The organism is Flavobacterium sp. DG1-102-2 (assembly GCF_033042555.1).
GTDB lineage: Bacteria > Bacteroidota > Bacteroidia > Flavobacteriales > Flavobacteriaceae > Flavobacterium.
In genome coordinates this window covers 440,475-461,737 of the sequence record NZ_JAWLIK010000001.1, presented here as the reverse complement: position 1 = coordinate 461,737, position 21,263 = coordinate 440,475, and the positions used below count along the sequence as shown (strand labels likewise).

The 21,263-nt window shown below is 42.4% G+C and carries 20 protein-coding genes; 11 read left to right on the top strand and 9 right to left on the bottom strand.

Going from position 1 to position 21,263, the window contains the following annotated elements; all coding sequences use genetic code 11:
- Positions 1-103: 103 nt before the first annotated feature.
- A complete protein-coding gene (locus tag R1T16_RS01950) occupies positions 104-304 on the bottom strand; it encodes a hypothetical protein (RefSeq protein WP_317499374.1) in 201 nt (66 codons plus the stop codon).
- A 906-nt stretch (positions 305-1,210) separates the two neighbouring features.
- Here R1T16_RS01950 and R1T16_RS01945 point away from each other — a divergent pair.
- The 4 genes from R1T16_RS01945 (at position 1,211) to R1T16_RS01935 (ending at position 3,036) form a co-directional block, all read left to right on the top strand.
- Positions 1,211-1,543: a DUF6680 family protein gene (locus tag R1T16_RS01945; RefSeq protein ID WP_317499373.1), complete on the top strand. Its 333-nt coding sequence runs from the start codon at positions 1,211-1,213 to the stop codon at positions 1,541-1,543.
- The gene (locus R1T16_RS18380; RefSeq protein ID WP_411162008.1) at positions 1,537-1,773 is read left to right on the top strand and encodes a hypothetical protein; all 237 of its coding nucleotides are present in this window, start codon (positions 1,537-1,539) and stop codon (positions 1,771-1,773) included. The genes R1T16_RS01945 and R1T16_RS18380 overlap by 7 nt, the downstream gene beginning before the upstream one ends.
- Positions 1,774-1,924: 151 nt before the next feature.
- Positions 1,925-2,353 (top strand): hypothetical protein, encoded by a 429-nt coding sequence (locus tag R1T16_RS01940; protein ID WP_317499372.1) that lies wholly within the window; start codon positions 1,925-1,927, stop codon positions 2,351-2,353.
- Between the two features lie 233 nt (positions 2,354-2,586).
- The gene (locus R1T16_RS01935; protein ID WP_317499371.1) at positions 2,587-3,036 is read left to right on the top strand and encodes an SRPBCC family protein; all 450 of its coding nucleotides are present in this window, start codon (positions 2,587-2,589) and stop codon (positions 3,034-3,036) included.
- 44 nt (positions 3,037-3,080) lie between these two features.
- On the opposite strand, the gene R1T16_RS01930 is transcribed toward R1T16_RS01935, so the two are convergent.
- Genes R1T16_RS01930 through R1T16_RS01920 form a run of 3 tightly spaced genes read right to left on the bottom strand, consistent with a single transcriptional unit; the run spans position 3,081 to position 6,302 of the window.
- Positions 3,081-3,626, bottom strand: coding sequence for a 2'-5' RNA ligase family protein (locus R1T16_RS01930; RefSeq protein ID WP_317499370.1), 546 nt, complete (start codon positions 3,624-3,626; stop codon positions 3,081-3,083).
- A gap of 6 nt (positions 3,627-3,632) precedes the next feature.
- Entirely contained in the window at positions 3,633-4,085 is a 453-nt protein-coding gene (locus tag R1T16_RS01925) for a hypothetical protein (protein WP_317499369.1), read from the bottom strand.
- Positions 4,086-4,133: 48 nt separating this feature from the next.
- Positions 4,134-6,302 (bottom strand): catalase, encoded by a 2,169-nt coding sequence (locus R1T16_RS01920; protein WP_317499368.1) that lies wholly within the window; start codon positions 6,300-6,302, stop codon positions 4,134-4,136.
- Positions 6,303-6,519: 217 nt separating this feature from the next.
- Here R1T16_RS01920 and R1T16_RS01915 point away from each other — a divergent pair, with 217 nt between their 5' ends.
- From R1T16_RS01915 to R1T16_RS01895, 5 genes are all read left to right on the top strand, one after another.
- Positions 6,520-6,846: a hypothetical protein gene (locus R1T16_RS01915; protein WP_317499367.1), complete on the top strand. Its 327-nt coding sequence runs from the start codon at positions 6,520-6,522 to the stop codon at positions 6,844-6,846.
- 16 nt (positions 6,847-6,862) lie between these two features.
- Positions 6,863-7,747 carry an SDR family oxidoreductase gene (locus R1T16_RS01910; RefSeq protein WP_317499366.1) on the top strand — a complete coding sequence of 295 codons (885 nt, stop codon included), beginning with the start codon at positions 6,863-6,865 and terminating at the stop codon, positions 7,745-7,747.
- Positions 7,748-7,766: 19 nt separating this feature from the next.
- Positions 7,767-9,338, top strand: a complete 1,572-nt coding sequence (locus R1T16_RS01905) for an FAD-dependent oxidoreductase (RefSeq protein ID WP_317499365.1) — start codon at positions 7,767-7,769, stop codon at positions 9,336-9,338.
- 23 nt (positions 9,339-9,361) lie between these two features.
- Positions 9,362-10,531, top strand: a complete 1,170-nt coding sequence (locus R1T16_RS01900; protein WP_317499364.1) for a zinc-dependent alcohol dehydrogenase — start codon at positions 9,362-9,364, stop codon at positions 10,529-10,531.
- A 68-nt stretch (positions 10,532-10,599) separates the two neighbouring features.
- Positions 10,600-11,604 (top strand): SDR family oxidoreductase, encoded by a 1,005-nt coding sequence (locus R1T16_RS01895; protein WP_317499363.1) that lies wholly within the window; start codon positions 10,600-10,602, stop codon positions 11,602-11,604.
- 58 nt (positions 11,605-11,662) lie between these two features.
- Here the strand turns inward: R1T16_RS01895 and R1T16_RS01890 are convergent, their stop codons facing one another.
- From R1T16_RS01890 to R1T16_RS01875, 4 genes are all read right to left on the bottom strand, one after another.
- A complete protein-coding gene (locus R1T16_RS01890; protein ID WP_317499362.1) occupies positions 11,663-12,406 on the bottom strand; it encodes a hypothetical protein in 744 nt (247 codons plus the stop codon).
- 116 nt (positions 12,407-12,522) lie between these two features.
- The gene (locus R1T16_RS01885; RefSeq protein ID WP_317499361.1) at positions 12,523-12,996 is read right to left on the bottom strand and encodes an ankyrin repeat domain-containing protein; all 474 of its coding nucleotides are present in this window, start codon (positions 12,994-12,996) and stop codon (positions 12,523-12,525) included.
- A 14-nt stretch (positions 12,997-13,010) separates the two neighbouring features.
- Positions 13,011-14,405: a DUF2252 domain-containing protein gene (locus R1T16_RS01880; RefSeq protein ID WP_317499360.1), complete on the bottom strand. Its 1,395-nt coding sequence runs from the start codon at positions 14,403-14,405 to the stop codon at positions 13,011-13,013.
- 25 nt (positions 14,406-14,430) lie between these two features.
- Positions 14,431-15,936 carry a DEAD/DEAH box helicase gene (locus R1T16_RS01875; RefSeq protein ID WP_317499359.1) on the bottom strand — a complete coding sequence of 502 codons (1,506 nt, stop codon included), beginning with the start codon at positions 15,934-15,936 and terminating at the stop codon, positions 14,431-14,433.
- A gap of 265 nt (positions 15,937-16,201) precedes the next feature.
- Between R1T16_RS01875 and R1T16_RS01870 the strand changes: the two genes are divergently transcribed.
- The gene (locus R1T16_RS01870; protein ID WP_317499358.1) at positions 16,202-17,923 is read left to right on the top strand and encodes an FAD/NAD(P)-binding protein; all 1,722 of its coding nucleotides are present in this window, start codon (positions 16,202-16,204) and stop codon (positions 17,921-17,923) included.
- 147 nt (positions 17,924-18,070) lie between these two features.
- On the top strand, positions 18,071-18,538 hold the full coding sequence (locus tag R1T16_RS01865; RefSeq protein ID WP_317499357.1) for a hypothetical protein: 468 nt from the start codon (positions 18,071-18,073) through the stop codon (positions 18,536-18,538).
- Positions 18,539-18,674: 136 nt separating this feature from the next.
- Here the strand turns inward: R1T16_RS01865 and uvrA are convergent, their stop codons facing one another.
- Positions 18,675-21,212: an excinuclease ABC subunit UvrA gene (gene uvrA / locus R1T16_RS01860; protein WP_317499356.1), complete on the bottom strand. Its 2,538-nt coding sequence runs from the start codon at positions 21,210-21,212 to the stop codon at positions 18,675-18,677.
- Between the last annotated feature and the right edge of the window lie 51 nt (positions 21,213-21,263).

Here is a 21,263-nt window from a genome sequence, read left to right as displayed (position 1 = left end):
AAATATTTACCTTAGCACTTTCTTTCTGTGATTGGAAAGAGATGCGATTAATTATGCCCTTCTGGTAGTTCGGAAGGGCTTTTTTATTATAAATCGCCAATTTTTAACGCAAAATAGTCTCAATTTCAATGGCGTCAATCATTGCATAGAGCTCATCAAGTTCCTCCCTTAAAGCTTGGATTTCTTCACGTGAAATAACAGTCTGGAACGGCTGAACGTACTCTGCTACAGCTTTCCTGTATTCTCTAATTTTTTCATTTTTAAGGAATTGTAATACCTCTATGCGCTCTCTATTATCCATCATGTAGTTGTTAATAAACTCCGCATCATTCGTCTAACGTAGCTTATAGTTGAGAATAACTATAGTGAGTAAAGTGATTCTAAAGGTAATGAATAATACAATACATAAAGTTCAAATTCGGCTTCATGCAATTATAGTCGTTGAATGGTAAATCTATTTTTTAAGTATATCCTGATAATGCCTTCACTATGAGGGACATTTATTTATTACTCAATGCAGTACTTTCCATTACTTGTTTAAAGTCTAAATGCATCTGTATAATCACATCTAAAAGCGTAGATTTTGTATACGGCTTTTTATATAGAGTTTCTCCGTCACGTTTCATATAAGCCCAATACACACCCTCTTTAAACTCCCAACTCAATTTTATATTGACGTGTTGCGCGGAAAGCTTTACGTGTTTTATGAAACACTTTAGTTCATAGAGTGTACAGGATTCTGCTTTTATGCTATTTTCAGTGGCGAGTATCATAGGACAAATGTAATCACAAAATGAATACAGTATTGGGAGAATTAATCCCAAAAGAAAAACCCGCCTGAAAAGGCGGGCTACAAATACTCAAATCTTAAATAAGAAAAGACGAAGCAAAGGAATTAAACTGAGCCTAAAATTAAAACTCCATTCCCTATTGTCACTTCCATCTCCTGCTTTGCTCGATTTTTTACTGAAATTAATCTGCATTGCTAAATTTTTACAGAAATATTTGAACCGTTAAGTTACTAAATATCTGCATAATAAAAAAGCCCCTCCTTAAATAATAAAGAGGGGCTTCAAGCCTTAAAATTACATATTGAATTGAAATGAATCGGGGTAAAAGAACGTGCACCAAAAATAAAATGATTGTCAAATTTGTAAAAACACATTAACAAAATTTTTATATTAGCTGTAACCAATTAACTAACATTATTATGATAATAAAAGATTACTTTGAAATTATTTATTGGGCTATTAGCGTTTGTATCTTAGGTGTGACAATCTATTGGATAAAAATGTCCCCAATAGAGGCTGTAAAAACAGGTCGCGAATTAGATAACCAGCAAAATAAACACAATAGTAAAATGGACTTATTCCTTTTGCTTTTTTCTCTGCGAGGTAATCCCACACATCGCGACTTCGTAAATGGTTTGAATCAAATTGACATCGTTTTTGAAGACTCCTCTGAAGTCTTATCTGCATGGGAGAAACTACTTGAATCATTGAATAATCGTACTGGCAATACGATTGAAAATCTAATATGTTAAGGACTGACATGCTTTCTGCGATGGCTCAACATTTAGGATATCAGAAACTGAAACAAACAACAATTCTGCGGACAAATAGCCCTCAAGCTCATTTGGATTATGATACTTCGGTACAGGAACACAATACTTTGATGCGTTCATTTTTTGAGAGTGGTACAAAAATGCACAATCTTTGGATTTCTCATTATGGACAAAACCAACAAAATCAATCGGGAGAGGTACAGTCATAAAATATTAGATTGAAAGCCACTCCTTTTTCAAAAGTGGCTTGTTAATTAATCACTCGAAAAAAGAAAGTCTTAAAACTTTCCGATATGTAAAAAATTAAGCCTCTTATAGTAGAGGCTTTTTGATTATATTCGTAAATAAATTTGTAAAATAATGAGCTTGGAAGTCATACTCTCGATAGTCGCAATTGGAATTACTGTAACATTTTATTTTGCGGATAAGATTATAAACGGAAGTACTCAAAGTGCCAAGAAGTATCTTTTATCTAAATGGTTAGATAATAAATCTAAGAATTTAAAACTTCAAGATACTATTTATCAATTTGCATCTTCTATAAATGGATGGGATGCAAAAGCTTTTACAGATTCCAATCACACTTATCTCGACTTTTATACTCAACTTAAACAGACCTATGAAGTTGAATATTCAGATGTGCAACTTAACGCACTTAAAAAAGCCAAGCTTTCAAAATTTCAAATTGATGAATATACTGGTAAGTTAAAAGTTCAGGAAGATAACCTTAATTTAATTCAGGTAAGCTTTGAATCTCAAATTAAAAAATATTATGCCGATTTGGTGTAATTAAAGTATACTTACCTAATTTTTTTACAGTCATTAACAAATTTTTGATATACTATTTATTAGACTTGACTATGATATCGATAAAAAAGCCGCAAGCGATATGGTTAGTTAGATAGGGAACTTTAGTGGTTAACTAAAAATTACAAAATTATTCATATCTTCAGATCCAAATTGTTGCTATATTAGCTATTCAATGGACTGATTTTTACTAAATAACAATAAAAATATATGCTATGTCAAACGACAAGGTTTCACTGCATAGAGTTATCAAGGCATCTCCTGAAAAAGTATTTCGTGCCTTTACCGAAGCTGCTGCTATAGCTTCATGGTTGCCTCCGTACGGTTTTGTATGTACTGTACATGAAATGAATGTTGAGGTTGGGGGTACCTACAGAATGTCATTTCAAAATTTCTCAACCGGCAGCACACAGTCTTTCGGCGGGGAATATATTGAAATTAAGCCGAATGAGTTTTTAAAGTATGTTGACAGGTTTGACGGCCCTAACTTGCCCGGGGAAATGATGTATAGCATTTGGCTCCAGAAAATATCAACCGGGACAGATCTACGCATAGTACACGAAGGTATACCTGCGGCTATACCTGTTGAAATGTGCTATTTGGGTTGGCAGGATTCGCTGGATAAACTCATCGGGTTAGTAGAGCCTGAAATAAAGGATGCCTGATACTATGCTATAAGGCTGTTAGAACCGGTTCAAAATCAGAAAAATCACATTATTTTTATTTTGATGGATTCCCTGAATCCTAAATGTTTTTCAGACATAAGCTTACGCAGCACATTTACTTCATCACAGAGCCATTCTGCTGAATAATTCAGACTTTCCAAATAGGGCTTCAGCATATCAAAGTTCTCATAGGATATTTTCTTTGCCAGGCTTATGTGAGGCGTTTTGGAAGTGGACTTTACCAGTGTCATAAGGCTAACAATCGGTTCAGGATTTTTTATGCTTAAATAGACAGTGACACTATGTCCATGGTCAAATATACTCCAGCCCTCTACAATTACTTTAAAAGGGTTAGCAGGTGTTATCAGTTTAGCAATCGTTTCGGCAAAATCAGCATCATCGGTAAGCTTATCAACCAGCGTAATATGAGCGATGGAATGAAGATTCCTATCGCTTATATAGGCAATATCATTTAGTTTCTTCTTAATCTTAGCAATATCAGCTTTCACCGTTTCCGGTGGTGAGAGAACCACAAGATATGCATACAGCTCGCCAAATAATGCCATTTGCCTGTAATTGCGCTTTGCCATACTTTATTATTTATCGTTAAGGGCGCTATACGTGGGTAAGGCAGCTAAGGCAAAAACGATATGTGCCACGAAAAGTTGCCTGTAATAACCATAGCGATAATTTTGTGGGGGCTGGTCATGTTGTCTGAAAAGCATTTTCCAGACCATTATGCCCGTTAATCCGCTTAGCGAACCTATAATTAGCATTTTCCCTAACGTTGGTTTGTGCAATGCGTTTTTCCAAATTAATCTATAGGCAAATACGAAGCCTATTCCGGTGGCATAGTGGATAAGCCATCCGGCAGGATGAATTTCCTCGTCACTGAGCTCCGGCAGGTTTTTCGAATTATCTATAAGCCCATTGATCATTATGGGCTCTACATATTGCTGTTCTTCTTTTTTTGCTTTCAGATAGCTGTAAAGTGTCATGAATGTAGTCCCTACAATTCCTGCAATAATTATTTTTTCAACAGTTTTCATGGTACCTTATATTAGAAGGGGAGGAAAGCAGCGCTTTCCTCCCAGTTATTACTCTACTATTTTTGATTCCCTTTCCCAGATTCGGTGTTTCCCGAGTTCGGAGATAAATTCATCGGCAAAGGCTTTACTGCTGCCCATTACTATCCCTGGCAATGTCTTCTCTTTTTTGTCGGCAAGTTTATTACCAATTGTCGTTTTCGATAAAAGTTTATCAGTTCCGTCATCAGCACCAATCACTTTGCAATGCCTATAGGCGTCATTAATAAATTCGATAACATTATCGTTGCTTTCCAACGGAGCCATATTTGCAGCGCCCGGAATGTAGACTGCATCAAATACTACTGATGAGGAAGAGAAAAACGTAAAATCAGTTTTTAATTCCTTGCCTGTATCTGTCTTGATGTTACCCGCATGTGGGCCTATAATTTTTGCAGACGCCCCTTTTGCTTCCAAAGCTTTTTTTAAAGCATTTACAGAAGCTTCACTTACGCCATCAGCACATAGAAAAGCAACCTGTCTGGTCTCTATCGTATCCGTTACTGTTGGGTTTTTCAGCATGCTCAGAGCATCAGAGGGCTGATAGCTTTTATCAAGTGGCTTTGGTTCATGTTTTTGCGGATCGGCATCGGCACCGATACCATGGTTCATCGGTTTTTCCGGCTGTGCAGGAACAGCCAGGCCAAGGCCTTCGGCTACCTTATTGGCAAGGGCGTTATCTACCTGCGATAACAGCCCGAGCATACGCTGCCTGATCGCAATAGTCTCTACTTTGCTCAGTTCAAAACGGAGCGCACTAATGATATGGTTTTGCTCCACCGGTGTCTGGCTTTTAAAGAACAAAGCCGCATGGCTGAAATGGTCGGCAAAACTTTCGCTTCGTTCACGAACCTTGTGTGCTTCAACGCGCTCATAAACGCTGACAAATCCACCTTCTGATTCTTTCGCTTGTGCAGGGTAGCCATTGTTCAGGGAGTTAGGGCTATAGCTGACACGCCCTACATTTATTTCCTGTCTCATGTGCCCGTCGCGCTGGTTGTTGTGCATAGGGGCTATGGTCCTGTTGATAGGGATCTCATGAAAATTAGGGCTGCCTAAGCGGGACAACTGTGTATCGGTATAAGAGAATAATCTTCCCTGTAATAGCGGATCATTAGAGAAATCTATTCCCGGTACTACATGGCCGGGATGAAATGCGACCTGTTCGGTTTCGGCAAAAAAGTTGTCAGGATTACGGTTGAGTACCATACGGCCTATTTTAGTTACCGGAACCAGTTCTTCAGGGATGAGCTTCGTTGGATCCAGAAGGTCGAAGTTATATTTGTGCTCGTCGGCTTCCGGAACAATCTGTACGCCCAATTCCCATTCGGGGAAATTCCCATTTTCAATGGCTTCCCACAAATCGCGCCTGTGAAAATCAGGATCATTACCTGAAATTTTCAGGGCTTCGTCCCAAACTACGGCATGTGTCCCCAATTTCGGTTTCCAATGGAATTTTACAAACACCGATTCATTATTTTCATTTACCAAACGGAAAGTATGGATACCAAAGCCTTCCATCATACGTAGGCTTCTTGGGATAGCACGGTCGCTCATGGCCCACATGACCATGTGCATCGATTCGGGCATTAAGGATATAAAATCCCAAAAAGTGTCATGGGCAGAGGCAGCCTGAGGTATCTCGTTATGAGGCTCAGGCTTGACAGCATGTATAAGGTCAGGAAACTTCATGGCATCCTGTATAAAGAATACAGGTATGTTATTGCCTACAAGGTCAAAATTACCTTCCTGTGTGTAGAATTTTACCGCGAACCCGCGTACATCTCTGGCAAGGTCTGTTGATCCCTTAAAACCCGCAACGGTTGAGAATCTGACAAATACTGGTGTTTTTACCGATGTGTCATTTAAAAATACTGCTTTGGTGTACTGGCTTACATTGCCATAGGCTTCAAAGTAACCGTGGGCACCGGACCCTCTTGCATGGACTATACGTTCCGGGATGCGTTCGTGGTCAAAGTGGGTAATCTTCTCACGCATAATGAAATCTTCCAGTAGGGAAGGACCACGCTCACCGGCCTTCAGGCTATTATGGTCATTGTTTATGCGTACGCCATGATCGGTAGTTATGAACTGGCCTTCGCCATATTCCCTGTTCTTTTCCAGGTCCTGCAGCTTGGCATTGTCTATAGGACTTGCAGAAGGTGTGTGATTTTTTTTCATCAAAGTATGCTTTTAGTTTTGTTCTATTCCTTATAAAGTTACTTACCAGAATCCGAGTACAATCAGAAATTAACGCGGTATTAACGCCTTCATAATTAATCATTTATAGTTTAACGCAATCTTACCACTTATTAACATTACGATTTAAAATGCTTAACAACAGTGCAGTTAACTTTACAAGAGTTCGAAAACTAATTCAAACTAAAAAAATTATACTATGTCAATTATTCAAAACGACCATTCAGAAGGGCCTGTTGCAAAGGCAATCGAAAGACAAACTTCAAAACTTCCGTCAGACCTTTTCTTGTGGGCAGCATTTGGAAGTATGGCCGCATCTGCGACCCTTAAGATTTTTCGAAAAGATAAGACAGCGTTGTTTGTTGGGCAATGGGCTGCGCCTTTTTTATTGTTAGGTATTTATAATAAAATAGTAAAGGTTGAAGGAAGTGATAAAAAAAGCAAGCAAGCTTCACAATCTTCTTCTCCTTCGCCAACTGAACTACACCCAATAAGCGATTTTGCAGAACCTGAAGGAAATATCTAAAACAAGCTATAACATTATGGAAACGAAAAAACACGCACTGATTACGGGCGCAACAAGCGGTATTGGTTATGAACTGGCAAAGCTTCTGGCAAAAGATGGCTATAACCTTATACTGGTTGCCCGCAACGAAGATAACCTGAAGCAGACAGCTTCCGAAATGGAACAGCTTAACAGCGGCATCCATACACATATTATACCTGCAGACTTATTTGAAAGCGACGCTGCACAAAAGGTATATGATAAAACGACTGAACTTGGCATCACCGTAAACGTATTGGTTAATGATGCAGGGCAAGGCGAATGGGGAAGGTTTACTAAAACCGACCTGGAGCGAGAAATTGATATCGTCCAGTTAAATATCATTTCATTATTGAGCCTAACCAAATTCTATCTAAAAGAAATGGTAGCAAGAAACGAAGGCAGGATACTTCAGCTGGCATCATCGGCGTCAAAAATACCTTCGCCATACCTTTCGGTATATGCTGCAACAAAAGCCTTTGTGCTTTCGTTTACCGAGGCCCTGGCAGATGAGCTTAAGGAAACTGAAGTCAGCATTACTGCCCTGCAGCCGGGTGCAACAGATACTGATTTCTTCCATAAGGCAAAAGCCGAGAACACTGTTACCTATAAGGAAAGTGATCTGTACACGGCTGAAGAAGTGGCCAAAGCAGGATATGAAGCGCTTATGAGCGGAACGACAGTAGTGTCTCCTGGCTTTATGAACAAAGCACAAAAAGCCATGAATACCATGCTGCCGGATAGCGCTATTGCTTCAACGATGGAGAAGCAAATGGAATCCAGCATGAAGGAAGACGGACGACTGGAAAGTTCCCATCCTGCTTCAAAGCGCGAGCGAAGCAGTATTAATGCCAAAAGAGAAGGCGTTAATGGCGATTATTAATCTTTAAAACCTTAAAGCTATGGATAATCAGGATCCCATCAATGATAAACTCACAAGCGGACACCACCATTCGTATTGGAATGATTCCCAACCCCCGCTTGTTTATAAGACGCTGGAATCGGATGCCATTGCCGATGTGCTGATCGTTGGTGGAGGCATAGCAGGGCTTACAACGGCTTATTGCTTAAGCAAATCAGGTAAAACGGTAGTGTTGTTGGAAGATGGTTATTTGGGTAGCGGTGAAACCGGAAGGACAACAGCCCAGATTACCTATGCCCTGGATGACCGCTATTATGACCTCGAGAAGTTCTTCGGGCAGGAAAAAGCAAAACTTGTAGCCGAAAGTCACAGGCAGGCGCTGGACTGGATCCAGGGTGTCGTAGCTATCGAGAATATTGACTGCAACTTTAAGACGGTAGATGGTTACCTGTTCACCGATCCTTCAGACAAGGAAATAAACCTCGATAAAGAGCTGGAAGCAACTCGCAGGGCAGGGCTGCCTACCGAGATGGTCACCCAAATTCCCGGAATGCCATCGGGCAAACACCTCCGGGCTATTAAGTTTCCGGGACAGGGACAGTTCCATATCACCAGATACCTGAAAGGGCTGGCCGATGCCGTTATAGCCATGGGGGGAGAGATATATACCGATACGCATGTGGATAGTATAGATAAAAACGGAGCCAAAGCAAAAGGCTTTTCTGTAAAGGCGAACCATATTGTGGTTGCGACAAATTCACCGGTAAACGATATCCTTACCATGCATACCAAGCAGTTTGCTTATCGCACCTACGTTATCGCTGCTAAAATCCCCAAAGGCATTTTGCCTTATGCTATGTGGTGGGATACAGGAAACCAGGATTCAAAATGGGTCGCAAAACCCTATCATTATGTCCGCTTAGAGCCACTGGACGATAATTTTGATCTACTGATATCGGGTGGAGAAGATCATAAAACGGGTATGGCCGACCAGGAGAATGTATCAGAAGAAGAACGTTACAACAACCTTATTTCCTGGACAAAACAGCATTTTCCTTATTTTTCGGATATCGCTTATAAATGGTCAGGACAGGTTATGGAGCCCGTGGACTCTTTAGCCTTTATCGGTAAAAACCCGGGTGATGAGAATATTTACATTATCACGGGAGATTCCGGTAACGGGATGACACATTGCACGCTTGGCGGACTTATCATTAATGATATTATTATGGGCAATCCTAACCCCTATATCGAGTTATATGATCCTGCGAGGATAACGCTGCGAACAGGAGTTGATTTCCTCAAAGAAGTAGGCAATATGGCTTACACCATGGCAAAAGACTGGATCGTATCGGGCGATATAAAAGAAGTTGCAGAGCTCGGACCAAACAAAGGAGCTATCATATCCAGAGGACTTGAGAAAGTTGCGGTGTATAAGGATGCAGACGGAAGTTTCCATACCTGTAGTGCGGTATGTCCGCATTTGGGTGGCGTCCTGCAATGGAATGATGATGAAAAATCATTTGATTGTCCGTTGCATGGTTCCAGGTTCACCGCTTACGGAACTGTAATAAACGGGCCCGCGATTACCGATCTAAAGAAAATTATTTAATTCTATAACCAAACCAGTATTCTATGAAAGCAGCAGTAATACACGGTCCGGGTAAGATAACCTGTGACAACATCGATGATCCGTCGATACTAAATCCGGATGACATCATTTTAAAAGTAACATCAACAGCCATTTGCGGGTCTGACCTGCATATCTTCTCCGGAGGTATTCCACAGCCCAGGCCAATGGTCCTTGGACATGAATTCATGGGGATCATTGAAGACGTGGGCAAAGGAGTAACGCATTTAAAACGCGGTGACAGGGTAGTGGTTCCTTTTCCTATTGCCTGTGGTTCCTGCTTTTTCTGTAACCATGAGTTACCGGGGCATTGCGAGAACAGCAATCCGGAGCATTATGGGCCTGAAGGCGGTTTGCTGACTGAAAAGGGAGGTGCTCTTTTTGGCTATACCGATCTTTACGGGGGGTATGACGGTGGCCAGGCGCAGTATGTACGTGTGCCTTATGCCAACTTTGGCCCACGTGTAGTACCTGATAACCTTACGGATGAACAGGTGCTTTTCCTGACAGATATTTTTCCTACAGGATATACCGGTATCGACTGGGGAGAGGTAAAAGGAGGTGAGACCGTCGCAATTTTCGGATCGGGACCGGTGGGCATTATGGCCGCAAAAAGCGCATGGCTCAGAGGTGCTGCGAGGGTTGTTGTGATTGATACACTTCAATACCGACTGGATAAGGCCAGAGCTACTGCCCATTGCGAGACAATACTGTGGGAGGATGGCCCTAAAGGTGTAGTGGAGCAGATACGTGCTATTACGCAGGGACGTGGTGCCGATGTTTGTGTAGATGCCGTAGGCTTTGAGCCTGAAAGAAGCTTTCTTGATAAAGCAAAAGCCGTTGTCAATCTTGAAAAAGGATCGGTAAAAGTGCTGGAGGCCTGTATGAGTGCTGTCCGCAGAGGCGGTATTGTATCGGTACTCGGGGTATATCCTACAACTTATGATAATTTCCCTGTGGGTCAATTCTTCGATAAAGGCATTATCATGAGAGGAGGGCAGGCTCCTGCGCACAAGCATATTGATAAGTTACTGGGTTATGTACAGGAAGGTAAAGTAACCCTTGATGATATCATTACCCATAGATTACCCCTTACTGAAATTGCCCATGGCTATGACATCTTTAACAAGAAGGAAGATGGATGTGTAAAAGTGGTGTTGGATCCGTGGGCGTAGTTATCAGGAATTTCCTGATAGACTATTACGATAGACTCTTAATCATTTGAAAATATAAAAAGACAATTATGAAAAAAGATAATACAATGAGCCGCCGCCAGGCATTAGGTGGCCTTGGTGCGATTTTGGCAACCACGATTGTTTCACCTGCGCTGGCAGAAGGTCTGGAAGATAAAAGCTTTGGGGCAGATGCGGGACTTGAAGACCCTACTACAAAATATGTCAGGCCGCCCTTCAAAGCCCAAAATCAACCCTGGCCGGGGCTGGCAAGCAAAATGGATCCCAAGCCCGACCATGGCGAGAAAAGCTACAAGGGTTCAGGCCGCCTCAAAGGGCGTAAAGCATTAATAACGGGTGGAGACTCCGGAATGGGCAGGGCAGCGGCCATTGCCTATGCAAGGGAAGGAGCGGATGTTGCTATCAATTACTTACCGGCTGAAGAAGAGGATGCCAAAGAAGTAATTGCCTTGATAAAAGCTGAAGGCCGAAAGGCTATCGCAATTCCGGGAGACCTTCGCGAAGAAGCATTTTGCAAGAAGCTTGTAGAAGAAGCTGTAAAAGCACTTGGAGGCCTTGATATACTTGTCAACAATGCGGCCAGGCAACAAACCCGAAAATCAATATTGGACATTACGACAGAGGATTTCGACGCTACAATGAAGACGAACATTTACGCTCCTTTCTGGGTAACCAAAGCAGCGCTGCCGCATCTAAAACCGGGTGCCTCCATAATAGGTACCACTTCAGTGCAGGCAACTGATCCCAGCGAAGACCTGTATGATTACGCACAAACTAAGGCGGCAACAACAAATTACATTAAATCACTTGCCAGGCAGCTTGGTCCTAAAGGCATCAGGGTTAATGGTGTTGCCCCCGGCCCGATCTGGACTCCGCTACAGGTCAGCGGTGGTGCAACCATGGAAAAGCTTACCCAATTTGGAGGCGATACGCCACTTGGAAGGCCCGGACAGCCTGCCGAGCTTGCATCGATATATGTGCAGCTCGCTGCAAATGATGCAAGTTATGCTAATGGCCAGATCTACGGGGCAGCTGGCGGTGACGGACAACCATAAGACTTACTCTAAATTAAAAAGCCTGCCATTTTCTGGCAGGCTTTTTAATTTATGATAATTATGCTTCGTGTGTTAAGAGCATTACCTGATAATTTTTTTCCGACTTGTATAACGTAATCAATGACAATATTTTTAAGTCTCCGGCAAGGTTCTCCCAAAGCTGTTCCTTGCTTTCATAATTATAATCGCGCCTAGTCCTGAAAAGGACATACATAGAAAAGTCATCCGGATTGATAAACAGGTCCCTGTTTTCCGCAAAAATCAGTCTTGGCCCTTTATACATCACTTCTGCCTCTTTGTCGTATATTAGTTTTGCCAATTTATCGTATAATATTTTGTTAGCTTCAGCCCCCGCCGGGTCATATTCAAGTTCTTCTCGTGTACCGGGTATTCTTATCAATATATCTTCAAAATTTTCAACCGGCGCTTCCGTGCCAGCAAGATCTTCCTCAAGAGATGATAACTCTATCAATTGATGATGTGCATTTTTCTCCCTTATTTCAGGAAATCTCTGATATTGCAATTGTCGGCTTAAAGTATTCCATAACAGTTGCTCATCATCGGTATCATTAAGGGTAATATCCCTGAAAAGCACATAGGTATTAAATTCATTATCATCTTTTGGCAATAGGTGCTGGTCGTACCTGAAATAATCGCCTTTGTGGACTATTGTCGCCGACTGGCTATCTACTTCCTTTTGTAATGCATTGTAAAAGGTATCATGGTTATTGTTTGTACCTATTTCAAGTTGGGATTCGCGCTGATGGCTACTCAGACGTATTACGATGTCTACTGTTCTCATAAATTATTTTTTAATGCTGTTTTTGTGTACGAACTATCTTTCATTTAAAGTTAACTGATAAAAAGAGCCGATACAATAGCCTTACAATATAATTAACGAAGTTGTAGTTGCAAGCCTTATCTTTGAAACATCGTAACAGCTTCAATATTTCCCTGCTGATGTGCAAGATCAAGTGCTGTCATCCCCCGACTATCTTTAATAGAGCCATCAGCACCGTTTTCCAGTAACAGATTTACAATTTCATTGCGCCCGAACATTGCTGCAAACATAAGCGCTGTACCGCCGTTGCCGTGCTGTGCGTTTATCGATGCCCCACGGTCGATCAGTAACCTAACGACCTCGGCATAGCCTTTGAAGCTGGCACCCATAAGAGCAGTATTTCCGCTATGGTCTGCTTTGTCTATAGCAGCCCCGGCGTCAAGCAATGCCGCAACAGCATCGGGCTGGTTATTGTAAGCGGCAATGATTAATGGCGTAAAGCCCTTTTCATCCTGAACATCAAGATTATTTTGTAGTGCAAATATTTCCTTTAGCACAGGAACATTTCCCTGGCGTGATGCTGCAAAGAGCGCTTGCGTAATTTCATCCATAGTTATCTGATAAATTATTTTATTTCAATATTTGGGATACTGCCATTATTTACGGCTTTCTGCATCCGTATAAAGTCTTTTTCGTTTTGCTTCATGTAAGCAATGGAGAAATCGGCCATAGCCTGATCCATGCTATCATCCATACCAAGATATCCGCTAATAACGGCTGGATCTCCCGTGCGTGCGTGAGCCCTTGCGAGTGCCCAACCGCAGGAATGTGCATATGTACGGAAAGTAGCGTGGCCCATATTCTCCAGAATCGGCTTTACTTTGGCATCCCGTAACTGGCGCACATAGAATTGCTGCCCGGTGTCATCATGTGTCCATCCCAGGAAAATATCCGAGGCGGATTGCATGAGTTTCTGTCCTTCGACCACACGCTGTCCATGATTGGTAAATTTGTTTTTTCCGATGTAGGGCTCCAGTACGCTTTGTTTTGCTTCTTTGAACTGCAAAAAGAGCGGGTCGCCAGTAGCGGATAGCAGCAGCATGATGCCGCATCTGGTTCCAACGCTGCCTACGCCAACGACCTTTATAGCGGCGTCGTATATGCTGTAACGCTCCAGCAGGGTTCTTCTATCGTTGGATAGCGTCCTCAGATATCGATGATAGGCACCTTCAGCCTGACGGAAGAATTCGGCCTGTTTCTCCTTTTCAAAATGATAGATCAGGGGAGGAATATCCTTAATTTTAGGGTGGCCATGCTTGGAATAGGCAAGCTTTAAGAAATCCCTTTGATGGGGTTCCCTTCTTATTGCTTTTTTTATTTTAATAGGGTCGAACTGCTTTGCATTTCGGATCTTCCCTGATTTTATAAGGTCTTTTAAGTTAATTTGAGAGTACCATATTTGCAGGGCAGACATCTCTGAATATTCCTGCATGTGTATGCGGTAACTGTTTGCCACAATATAAGCGGCTTCACTGCATTCTGTTTCAGAATAGGCTTTATCTGCTCCTGCAATTGCAAAACTAGCGGCGAGCCTTTTTAGGTCCCATTCAAATGGCGCTACTGAAGTTTCATCAAAATCATTGATATCAAATACCAGTTTGCGCTCCGGTGTTGCAAACCCCCCAAAGTTCAGCAGGTGGCAATCACCACACGCCTGTAGATACATCTTGGTAGAAGGGAGCTGTGATAAGTCAGAAGCCATTAATCCGGCACTGCCACGATAAAAGGTAAATGGGGATTCCATCATACGCTCATAGCGGATAGGAAGCAATGTAGCCATGCGCCCCTTATCACTTTCCATATGAAGGTCTACAGGATTTATCCTATCGCCGATATCCACTACGGCATGTGATCCAATAGGGCACATTTCGCGAAGTGAATTGCCATAGGCATATCGGTCTTCCTTAGAAGTTGTGCCCTTGAAATGTTTAAAAATGCCGGTATTTTTCTTTGACCTCATGCTTTGTCGGGATTAAAAAACTGTTTCATGCTGTTATGATACGGTGCATTAGTTTTTGGATGATTGTCCTAAGTTTAGACCTATAGTCTTGCTGAAGCCAGGAACTGTAATTTTTGGTCGTATTTTCGAGGCATTTACAATATTGCCTGACCCTCCATGCTATTTCACTTTCGAGCTCATCGGAAAGATGCAGGGCTTCGGTAATAGTCTCTGCATTTTCAATGCACATCAGCGCATGCTGCCTGATCGCGTCCCTTATGACAGTTTTAGGCTTTTCATTATTCTGTAGGGCTGCAAGGTATGCAGATTCGATATCAAAGGACAATTCCAGTGTTTTTGGAAATTTTGAACGCAATTCACTGCTGATGCTGTGAGATTCATAATCGGAGCCCTTACTTTCTTTATTTATAAAGCCTTCAGGATTCTCAAATACCAATTTCCAGTCAAGAGGTGCATCCCATTCCCCAAAACGCTCTATATTGTTTCCAAGGTCTACAATGGTAAATGTTTTTTTGTTTCCAGTCCTGCGGGATCCTCTGCCGACCATCTGATGGTAAAGTGTCAGGGAATTGGTTGCCCTGTAAAGGATAACAGCCTGGACCGATGGCTCATCAAAGCCCGTAGTCAATATCGAAACTGATGTTAAAATGGCATCTTTGGTCTCCTTGAACCATTTTAATATAGCTGTTCTTTCTTCTTTGGGTGTTTTATTATCAAGGTGCCTCACAGGGTAACCGGCGTTGGAGAACATTTGGAAAACCCTTTTAGAGGTAAATATCCCATTGTTAAAAATTAATGTCTTCTTACCCTGACAGTGGCTTTTATACGCCGTATGAAGCAATTCAAGCATTGGATCTGATGCATATAGCAAGTCAGAGCTTGCTACAGTGTAATCGCCATGTGGTGCCGTGACCAATGAATTTAGCTCTACAGTATATTTATAAGCCTTTGGTTTTGCCAGGTATCCCTGAGCTATTAATGATTGGATAGCTTCACCAACTATAAGCTCACTGTAATTCTTATGCAGCGGCATGGTGATATCAGAACTAAGGGGGGTAGCGGTTACACCAATGACAATCGCGTTTTTAAATTTATCCAGCAGCTTTTGAAAGGAGTTATGGTGCGCTTCATCGATTATGACCAGGCCTACGGCATCGGGGTTAAATACTTTGTCCCGAATCCTGTTTTTGAGTGTTTCGATCATGGCCACATAACAATCAGGCTGTACCCTTGATTTTCTTTTTACATCGCTGGTATAGGCCTGGCTGTTGATGCCACTTTTTTTAAGGATGGAAGTTGTTTGCCGGCAGAGTTCGATACGGTGGGTTAGCACCACGACCTGACGGCTGTATTTTTGGATATAATATTTTGCAATCTCAGAAAATATTACTGTTTTGCCGCCGCCCGTTGGTAACTGGTACAGTAGCCTGCTTCCATGGGACGCAGTTTCTATTTTTGATAAAAGCGTTTGAATGTCAGTTTGCTGATAACTATATGTTTTTCTTTTTGGTGCTAAAACTGCTGATGACATTGTTTCCATGGTAAGGTAAATTCTAGGTTATCTAAATTACTCACCACAAAATAGAATAGTTATAAATTTTTGGTAAAAAATGTAAGCAACAGTTTAGCGAATACAACCTATGACAATTTGCAGAAAAGTGAGCTGTATAAATCATCACATAGTTGTAATCCGGTTTTATTAATAAAATCTTCACTAATATTTATGAATTAATCGGGAATGTCGTGATTTATAAGAACCTACATTTATACTCTAATCCCAACCTAAGGAAAGGCTTATGAAAAATAAAAATATCAGAATTGCAACTGTAGGCGGTGGGCCTGCTGCTCTATTCATGTTTAAGCGATTGCTGAACTTAGATAGTAAGGATATCGATATTACGATATTCGAGAAAAAAGAGCAGTTCGGGGCCGGCATGCCCTACAGCAGGGACGGGGCGAATGAGGAACATATTACTAATGTATCTGCAAACGAGATACCGCATATCGTAACACCCATTAAAGAGTGGGTCAAAACCATATCGTCAGATATACTTGATCTGTTTTCGATTGAATCCGAACGTTTCAATGAATACAAAGTTCTGCCCAGGCTGTTTTTTGGATATTATTTAAGTGGGCAGTTTGATCTGCTCCATGACCTGGCAAAAGAAAAAGGAATTAACGTAACGCTTAAAACGGGTAGCGAGGTAACCGATATAACGGACAATCCCGACACTTTAGAAGTAAATGTAGAGGTTAATGGCAGCGAGATGTACACTTTCGACAAAGTAATTATTTGTACGGGACATAACTGGCCCAAGCGCCATGAGGGCAAAGTGCCGGGATATTATGGGAGTCCGTATCCGCCTTCCAAACTGAAGAGGAATTTCAACCATACGGTTGGCATTAAGGGTGCCTCACTTACTGCAATTGACGCTATCCGGACAATGGCCAGGCATAATGGTACCTTTATAACGAATGATGCAGGGGAACTTACATTTCAGGCCTCTGAAGATTCTCCTGACTTTAAGGTAATAATGCATACCCGACATGGCTTTCTGCCGGCTGTACGCTTTCATCTGGAAGACCCTCACCTTAAGAGCAATTCACTTCTAACCGAGGAAGAATTGTCAGCACACAGAAAAGAAAATGGCGGTTTTCTTTCTTTAGACTATATATTTAAAAAAAATTTCAAAGAGCAATTTAAAGACAAAGATCCTGACTTCTATTTTAAGATAAAGGATATGGTAGTGGAAGAGTTTGTAGCCTCTATGATGGAGTTGCGTGAAGAGCTTGACCCTTTCCAACTCTTAAGGGCGGAATATATCCAGGCAGAGAAGTCGATTAAAAGGCGTGAGTCGGTGTACTGGAAGGAGATGCTTGCTATTCTAAGCTTTGCATTAAATTACCCTGCAAAATACCTCTCTGCCGAGGATACATTGAGACTGCAAAAAACATTATTGCCACTTATTTCCCTTGTGATAGCATTTATCCCGCAGACCTCATGCAGGGAATTACTGGCCTTACATGCTGCCGGTAGGCTTGAGCTTGAGGCGGTTGGAAACCAAAGTGACGAGCAGGTGGACGAGCAGAAGGGTGGTGTTACAGTAAGCTACACAACCGATTCAAATGAAACGAAATCGTCGCATTATAAGACATATGTGGATTGTATTGGTCAGCCTCACCTAAATTATGAAGATTTTCCATTTAGGAGTTTGCTTGAAAATAAAACAATCAGTAGTGCAGCCATACGATTTAAGTGTAGTATTGTTGGTGAAAAGCAGATGCAGGACATTCCTGAAAGGGTAGAAAAGCACGCTGACGGCTACAGGCTTAAAGTGTCCGGAATTGCTATTAATGATAATTTCCAGGTCACTGACAGTTACGGTGCTTATAATGAACGCATTTTTATAATGGCCGTACCGTACATCGGTGGATATAATCCAGACTACTCAGGGCTTGACTTTTGTGAAGAGGCTTCCGGAAGAATTGGGCAATGGCTTTCGTATGAATTATTGTGATCCTTACGTGAAATTGTTAGAACCAAGAAATTGTTTTTTCAGTCGTAATGGCTAACAGGACCGTTTTAACTTAATATGGCAAAGCTTTCACGCTGTTTATGTTTATAAGTAGTGTTCGGTGAATTAGCAAACATTAATCTGTCTGTATTGAATCTTTTAAAAATTTTTATAGCAGCTTTTTCAGCTACGAACATGATGACTACCTTTAGTTATCTGCTTTCGGCAAGCTATAAACGCCTTTTCAGGGAACCGGTTATGCTGGATTATATTCTCAAAGGAGTTGGAATTAAACTTAGTGGCAGGTGGCATAAAGTTGGCGGCTGGATTGCGCACTATATCATTGGATTGGCATTAGTATTCTGCTATGAGGCAATCTGGCGCTATACGGGCGTGCACTTTGGCTTTTTGTCGGGAATAGCGATGGGCATTATAAGCGGAATCCTTGGGATTATATGTTGGCATGCCATTTATAGCACAGCGATACATGATGATGTAGCGCGAAGATCGTATTACATACAGCTTTTCTTTGGGCACATAATTTTTGCCTGCGTGGTGGTTATTGCATTTAAGATTTTTAAATATGACCCCGTATCTAAAATTGAGCCTTATTTGTAGACATTAAATCAAGCGATGGCGCGAAAGAAAATGATAGCCACAATTTTAAGAGGTGCCACTATACATTTGCAGGGGATCTTCCCTGCCCATGATATATGTGCAGGCATTTTACATCGCACGTTAATCCTATGGAGGATTAAATATGATTTGCTAAGTAAGGCGCTGTTATACTGGCTTTGTTTTTTGATACATCCTTCGGCGTTCCCTGAGCAACAATGGTACCGCCTTTGGTTCCGGCACCAGGACCTATGTCTATTACCCAGTCACTTGCTGCGATTACCTCCATATCATGCTCTACTACAATTACCGTATTGCCGGCGGCAACCAATCCTTTTAGCTGTATCATAAGACGCTCAACATCCGATGGGTGCAGCCCGGTAGTGGGCTCATCCAAAATATACAGTGAGTTGCCGTGCTGCTGCCTTTGCAGTTCTGTTGCTAATTTTATACGCTGTGCCTCACCGCCGGAAAGCTCTGTGGCTGGCTGACCCAATCGTAAGTAACCTAAACCAACCTGGCTTATAACGTCAAGCGAATGCGCTACCGATTTTTCATCCGCAAAGAATTCATGGGCCTGATCCACGGTCATACCCAGCACTTCTGCAATGTTTTTATCCTTATATTTCACTTCTAATGTTTGCGGGTTGTAACGGCTGCCCCCGCAGGTGGGGCAGGGCGAATACACACTTGGAAGAAACAAAAGCTCTACCATAACAAAACCTTCTCCCTGACAGTGTGGGCAACGCCCTTTGGCGACATTGAAAGAAAACCTCCCAGCATCATATTTTCTTGATTTGGCAAGTTTCGCTGAAGCAAATAATTTACGTATGTTATCAAACAGGCCTGTGTAGGTAGCGAGGTTGGACCTAGGCGTCCGGCCTATCGGCTTTTGGTCTACCACTACAAGGCGCTTGATGAATTCCATCCCTTCAAGAATGTTGCCGCCAAGAGTTTCGACTGTAGTTTGCTCTAAAGGGTTTTCTTCTTCCTCAGTTATGATAGTGCCTATGGAAGTCCCAAGATAATCGGCGACAAGCTCTACTAATACCTGGCTCACTAAGGTGCTTTTGCCTGAACCGGATACACCGGTAACACTGGTAAAAACACCTAATGGGAAGTCTACCGAAAGCTTATAGAGGTTGTTCCGTGTTACGCCGGCTAACTTCAGCCATCCTTTAGGCACGTGGTGGTCATTAAATATCTTGGATTTATTTCCAAAAATATACCGCCTTGTTATTGATTCTTCTATAACATTTAGCCCTTCAGGCGGGCCGCTGTAAATTATTCGTCCGCCGCGCTCACCGGCTGCCGGGCCAACGTCCACGATCCAGTCGGCATGATGGATTACATCAATTTCGTGTTCCACGACAAAGAGTGAGTTCCCTGAAACCTTAAGCCTGTCCAGGGAACGCAATAATGCCTTTGTATCAGCAGGATGAAGACCTGCAGAAGGCTCATCCAAGACGTATACGACACCAAATAAGTTGGAGCGGACCTGGGTGGCAAGCCGTAGCCTTTGGAGCTCGCCTGGTGACAGGGTAGGGGTACTTCTCTCAAGGGTAAGATAGCCAAGCCCTAGATCAAGAATAACGGCGAGCCTTGCCAACAGGTCTTCTGCAATACGGTAAGCAACAATGGTTTTTTCTGGGTGCTCTTTGTCCGATTGTGAGAGCTGATCCGACAGTGGCGTTGCAAATTTCGAAAAGATATTTGCCATTTCTTCCAGCGGTACACGACTCATATCAGCAATGTCGTGGCCCGCAAATTTAACCGACAGTGATTCCTTGCGAAGCCTTTTACCTTTGCATAATGGGCATTCACTGCTTAACATATATTGTGCTACCCGTTTTTTCATAAGCGGGCTTTGCGTATTGGCAAATGTGTGCATTACATAGCGCTTAACGCCAGTAAAGGTTCCCATATAGTCAGGGGCTAGTTTTTTCTTAAGGGCATCCTTCACAGCTTCCATTGTATAATTCGCATATACTGGTACTACTGGCTGTTCCTCAGTAAAGAGTATCCAGTCACGGGTAGCTTTCGGAAGGTCTTTCCATGGAATATCCACGTCGTGTCCTAGTGTAGTAAGGATGTCACGCTGATTCTGCCCCTGCCATGCCGATGGCCAGGCGGCGACCGCACGTTCACGGATGGTTAAGGAATCATCCGGGACCATGGATTTTTCTGTTACCTCATATACTTTTCCAAGGCCGTGGCACTGCGGGCAAGCACCCTCGGGCGTATTGGGAGAAAATGCCTCTGCGTAGATTATGGATTGCCCTGCAGGATATTCACCCGCTCTGGAATATAGCATCCGGAGCAGGTTGGATATTGTAGTTACACTGCCAACCGAGGAGCGGGTACTGACTGACCCGCGCTGCTGCTGCAAAGCAACCGCCGGGGGCAACCCTTCAATTTCATCTACTTCAGGAATAGCCATCTGGTTAAACAGCCTTCGCGCGTATGGCGATACCGAATCCAAATACCTACGCTGCGCTTCGGCATACAAGGTACCAAATGCCAGTGAGGACTTTCCCGATCCGGAGATACCGGTAAAAACTACTAAGGCATCCCGCGGAATGCTTACGTCAATATTTTTCAGGTTGTGTTCCCTTGCACCTTTGACCTTTACAAAACCGGTGAATTCTGTAGTACCTTTCTTAGGATCTCTTGCCATCTATCGCCTTTTTTAGCAAATTTACAAACTGTGTCATCAATTAAGTATCTT

Bases quoted from the DNA above. Each gene is read 5' to 3' on its own strand.
- R1T16_RS01950 (WP_317499374.1), bottom strand. From the start codon at position 304: ATGATGGATAATAGAGAGCGCATAGAGGTATTACAATTCCTTAAAAAT.
- R1T16_RS01945 (WP_317499373.1), top strand. From the start codon at position 1,211: ATGATAATAAAAGATTACTTTGAAATTATTTATTGGGCTATTAGCGTT.
- R1T16_RS18380 (WP_411162008.1), top strand. From the start codon at position 1,537: ATGTTAAGGACTGACATGCTTTCTGCGATGGCTCAACATTTAGGATAT.
- R1T16_RS01940 (WP_317499372.1), top strand. From the start codon at position 1,925: ATGAGCTTGGAAGTCATACTCTCGATAGTCGCAATTGGAATTACTGTA.
- R1T16_RS01935 (WP_317499371.1), top strand. From the start codon at position 2,587: ATGTCAAACGACAAGGTTTCACTGCATAGAGTTATCAAGGCATCTCCT.
- R1T16_RS01930 (WP_317499370.1), bottom strand. From the start codon at position 3,626: ATGGCAAAGCGCAATTACAGGCAAATGGCATTATTTGGCGAGCTGTAT.
- R1T16_RS01925 (WP_317499369.1), bottom strand. From the start codon at position 4,085: ATGAAAACTGTTGAAAAAATAATTATTGCAGGAATTGTAGGGACTACA.
- R1T16_RS01920 (WP_317499368.1), bottom strand. From the start codon at position 6,302: ATGAAAAAAAATCACACACCTTCTGCAAGTCCTATAGACAATGCCAAG.
- R1T16_RS01915 (WP_317499367.1), top strand. From the start codon at position 6,520: ATGTCAATTATTCAAAACGACCATTCAGAAGGGCCTGTTGCAAAGGCA.
- R1T16_RS01910 (WP_317499366.1), top strand. From the start codon at position 6,863: ATGGAAACGAAAAAACACGCACTGATTACGGGCGCAACAAGCGGTATT.
- R1T16_RS01905 (WP_317499365.1), top strand. From the start codon at position 7,767: ATGGATAATCAGGATCCCATCAATGATAAACTCACAAGCGGACACCAC.
- R1T16_RS01900 (WP_317499364.1), top strand. From the start codon at position 9,362: ATGAAAGCAGCAGTAATACACGGTCCGGGTAAGATAACCTGTGACAAC.
- R1T16_RS01895 (WP_317499363.1), top strand. From the start codon at position 10,600: ATGAAAAAAGATAATACAATGAGCCGCCGCCAGGCATTAGGTGGCCTT.
- R1T16_RS01890 (WP_317499362.1), bottom strand. From the start codon at position 12,406: ATGAGAACAGTAGACATCGTAATACGTCTGAGTAGCCATCAGCGCGAA.
- R1T16_RS01885 (WP_317499361.1), bottom strand. From the start codon at position 12,996: ATGGATGAAATTACGCAAGCGCTCTTTGCAGCATCACGCCAGGGAAAT.
- R1T16_RS01880 (WP_317499360.1), bottom strand. From the start codon at position 14,405: ATGAGGTCAAAGAAAAATACCGGCATTTTTAAACATTTCAAGGGCACA.
- R1T16_RS01875 (WP_317499359.1), bottom strand. From the start codon at position 15,936: ATGTCATCAGCAGTTTTAGCACCAAAAAGAAAAACATATAGTTATCAG.
- R1T16_RS01870 (WP_317499358.1), top strand. From the start codon at position 16,202: ATGAAAAATAAAAATATCAGAATTGCAACTGTAGGCGGTGGGCCTGCT.
- uvrA (WP_317499356.1), bottom strand. From the start codon at position 21,212: ATGGCAAGAGATCCTAAGAAAGGTACTACAGAATTCACCGGTTTTGTA.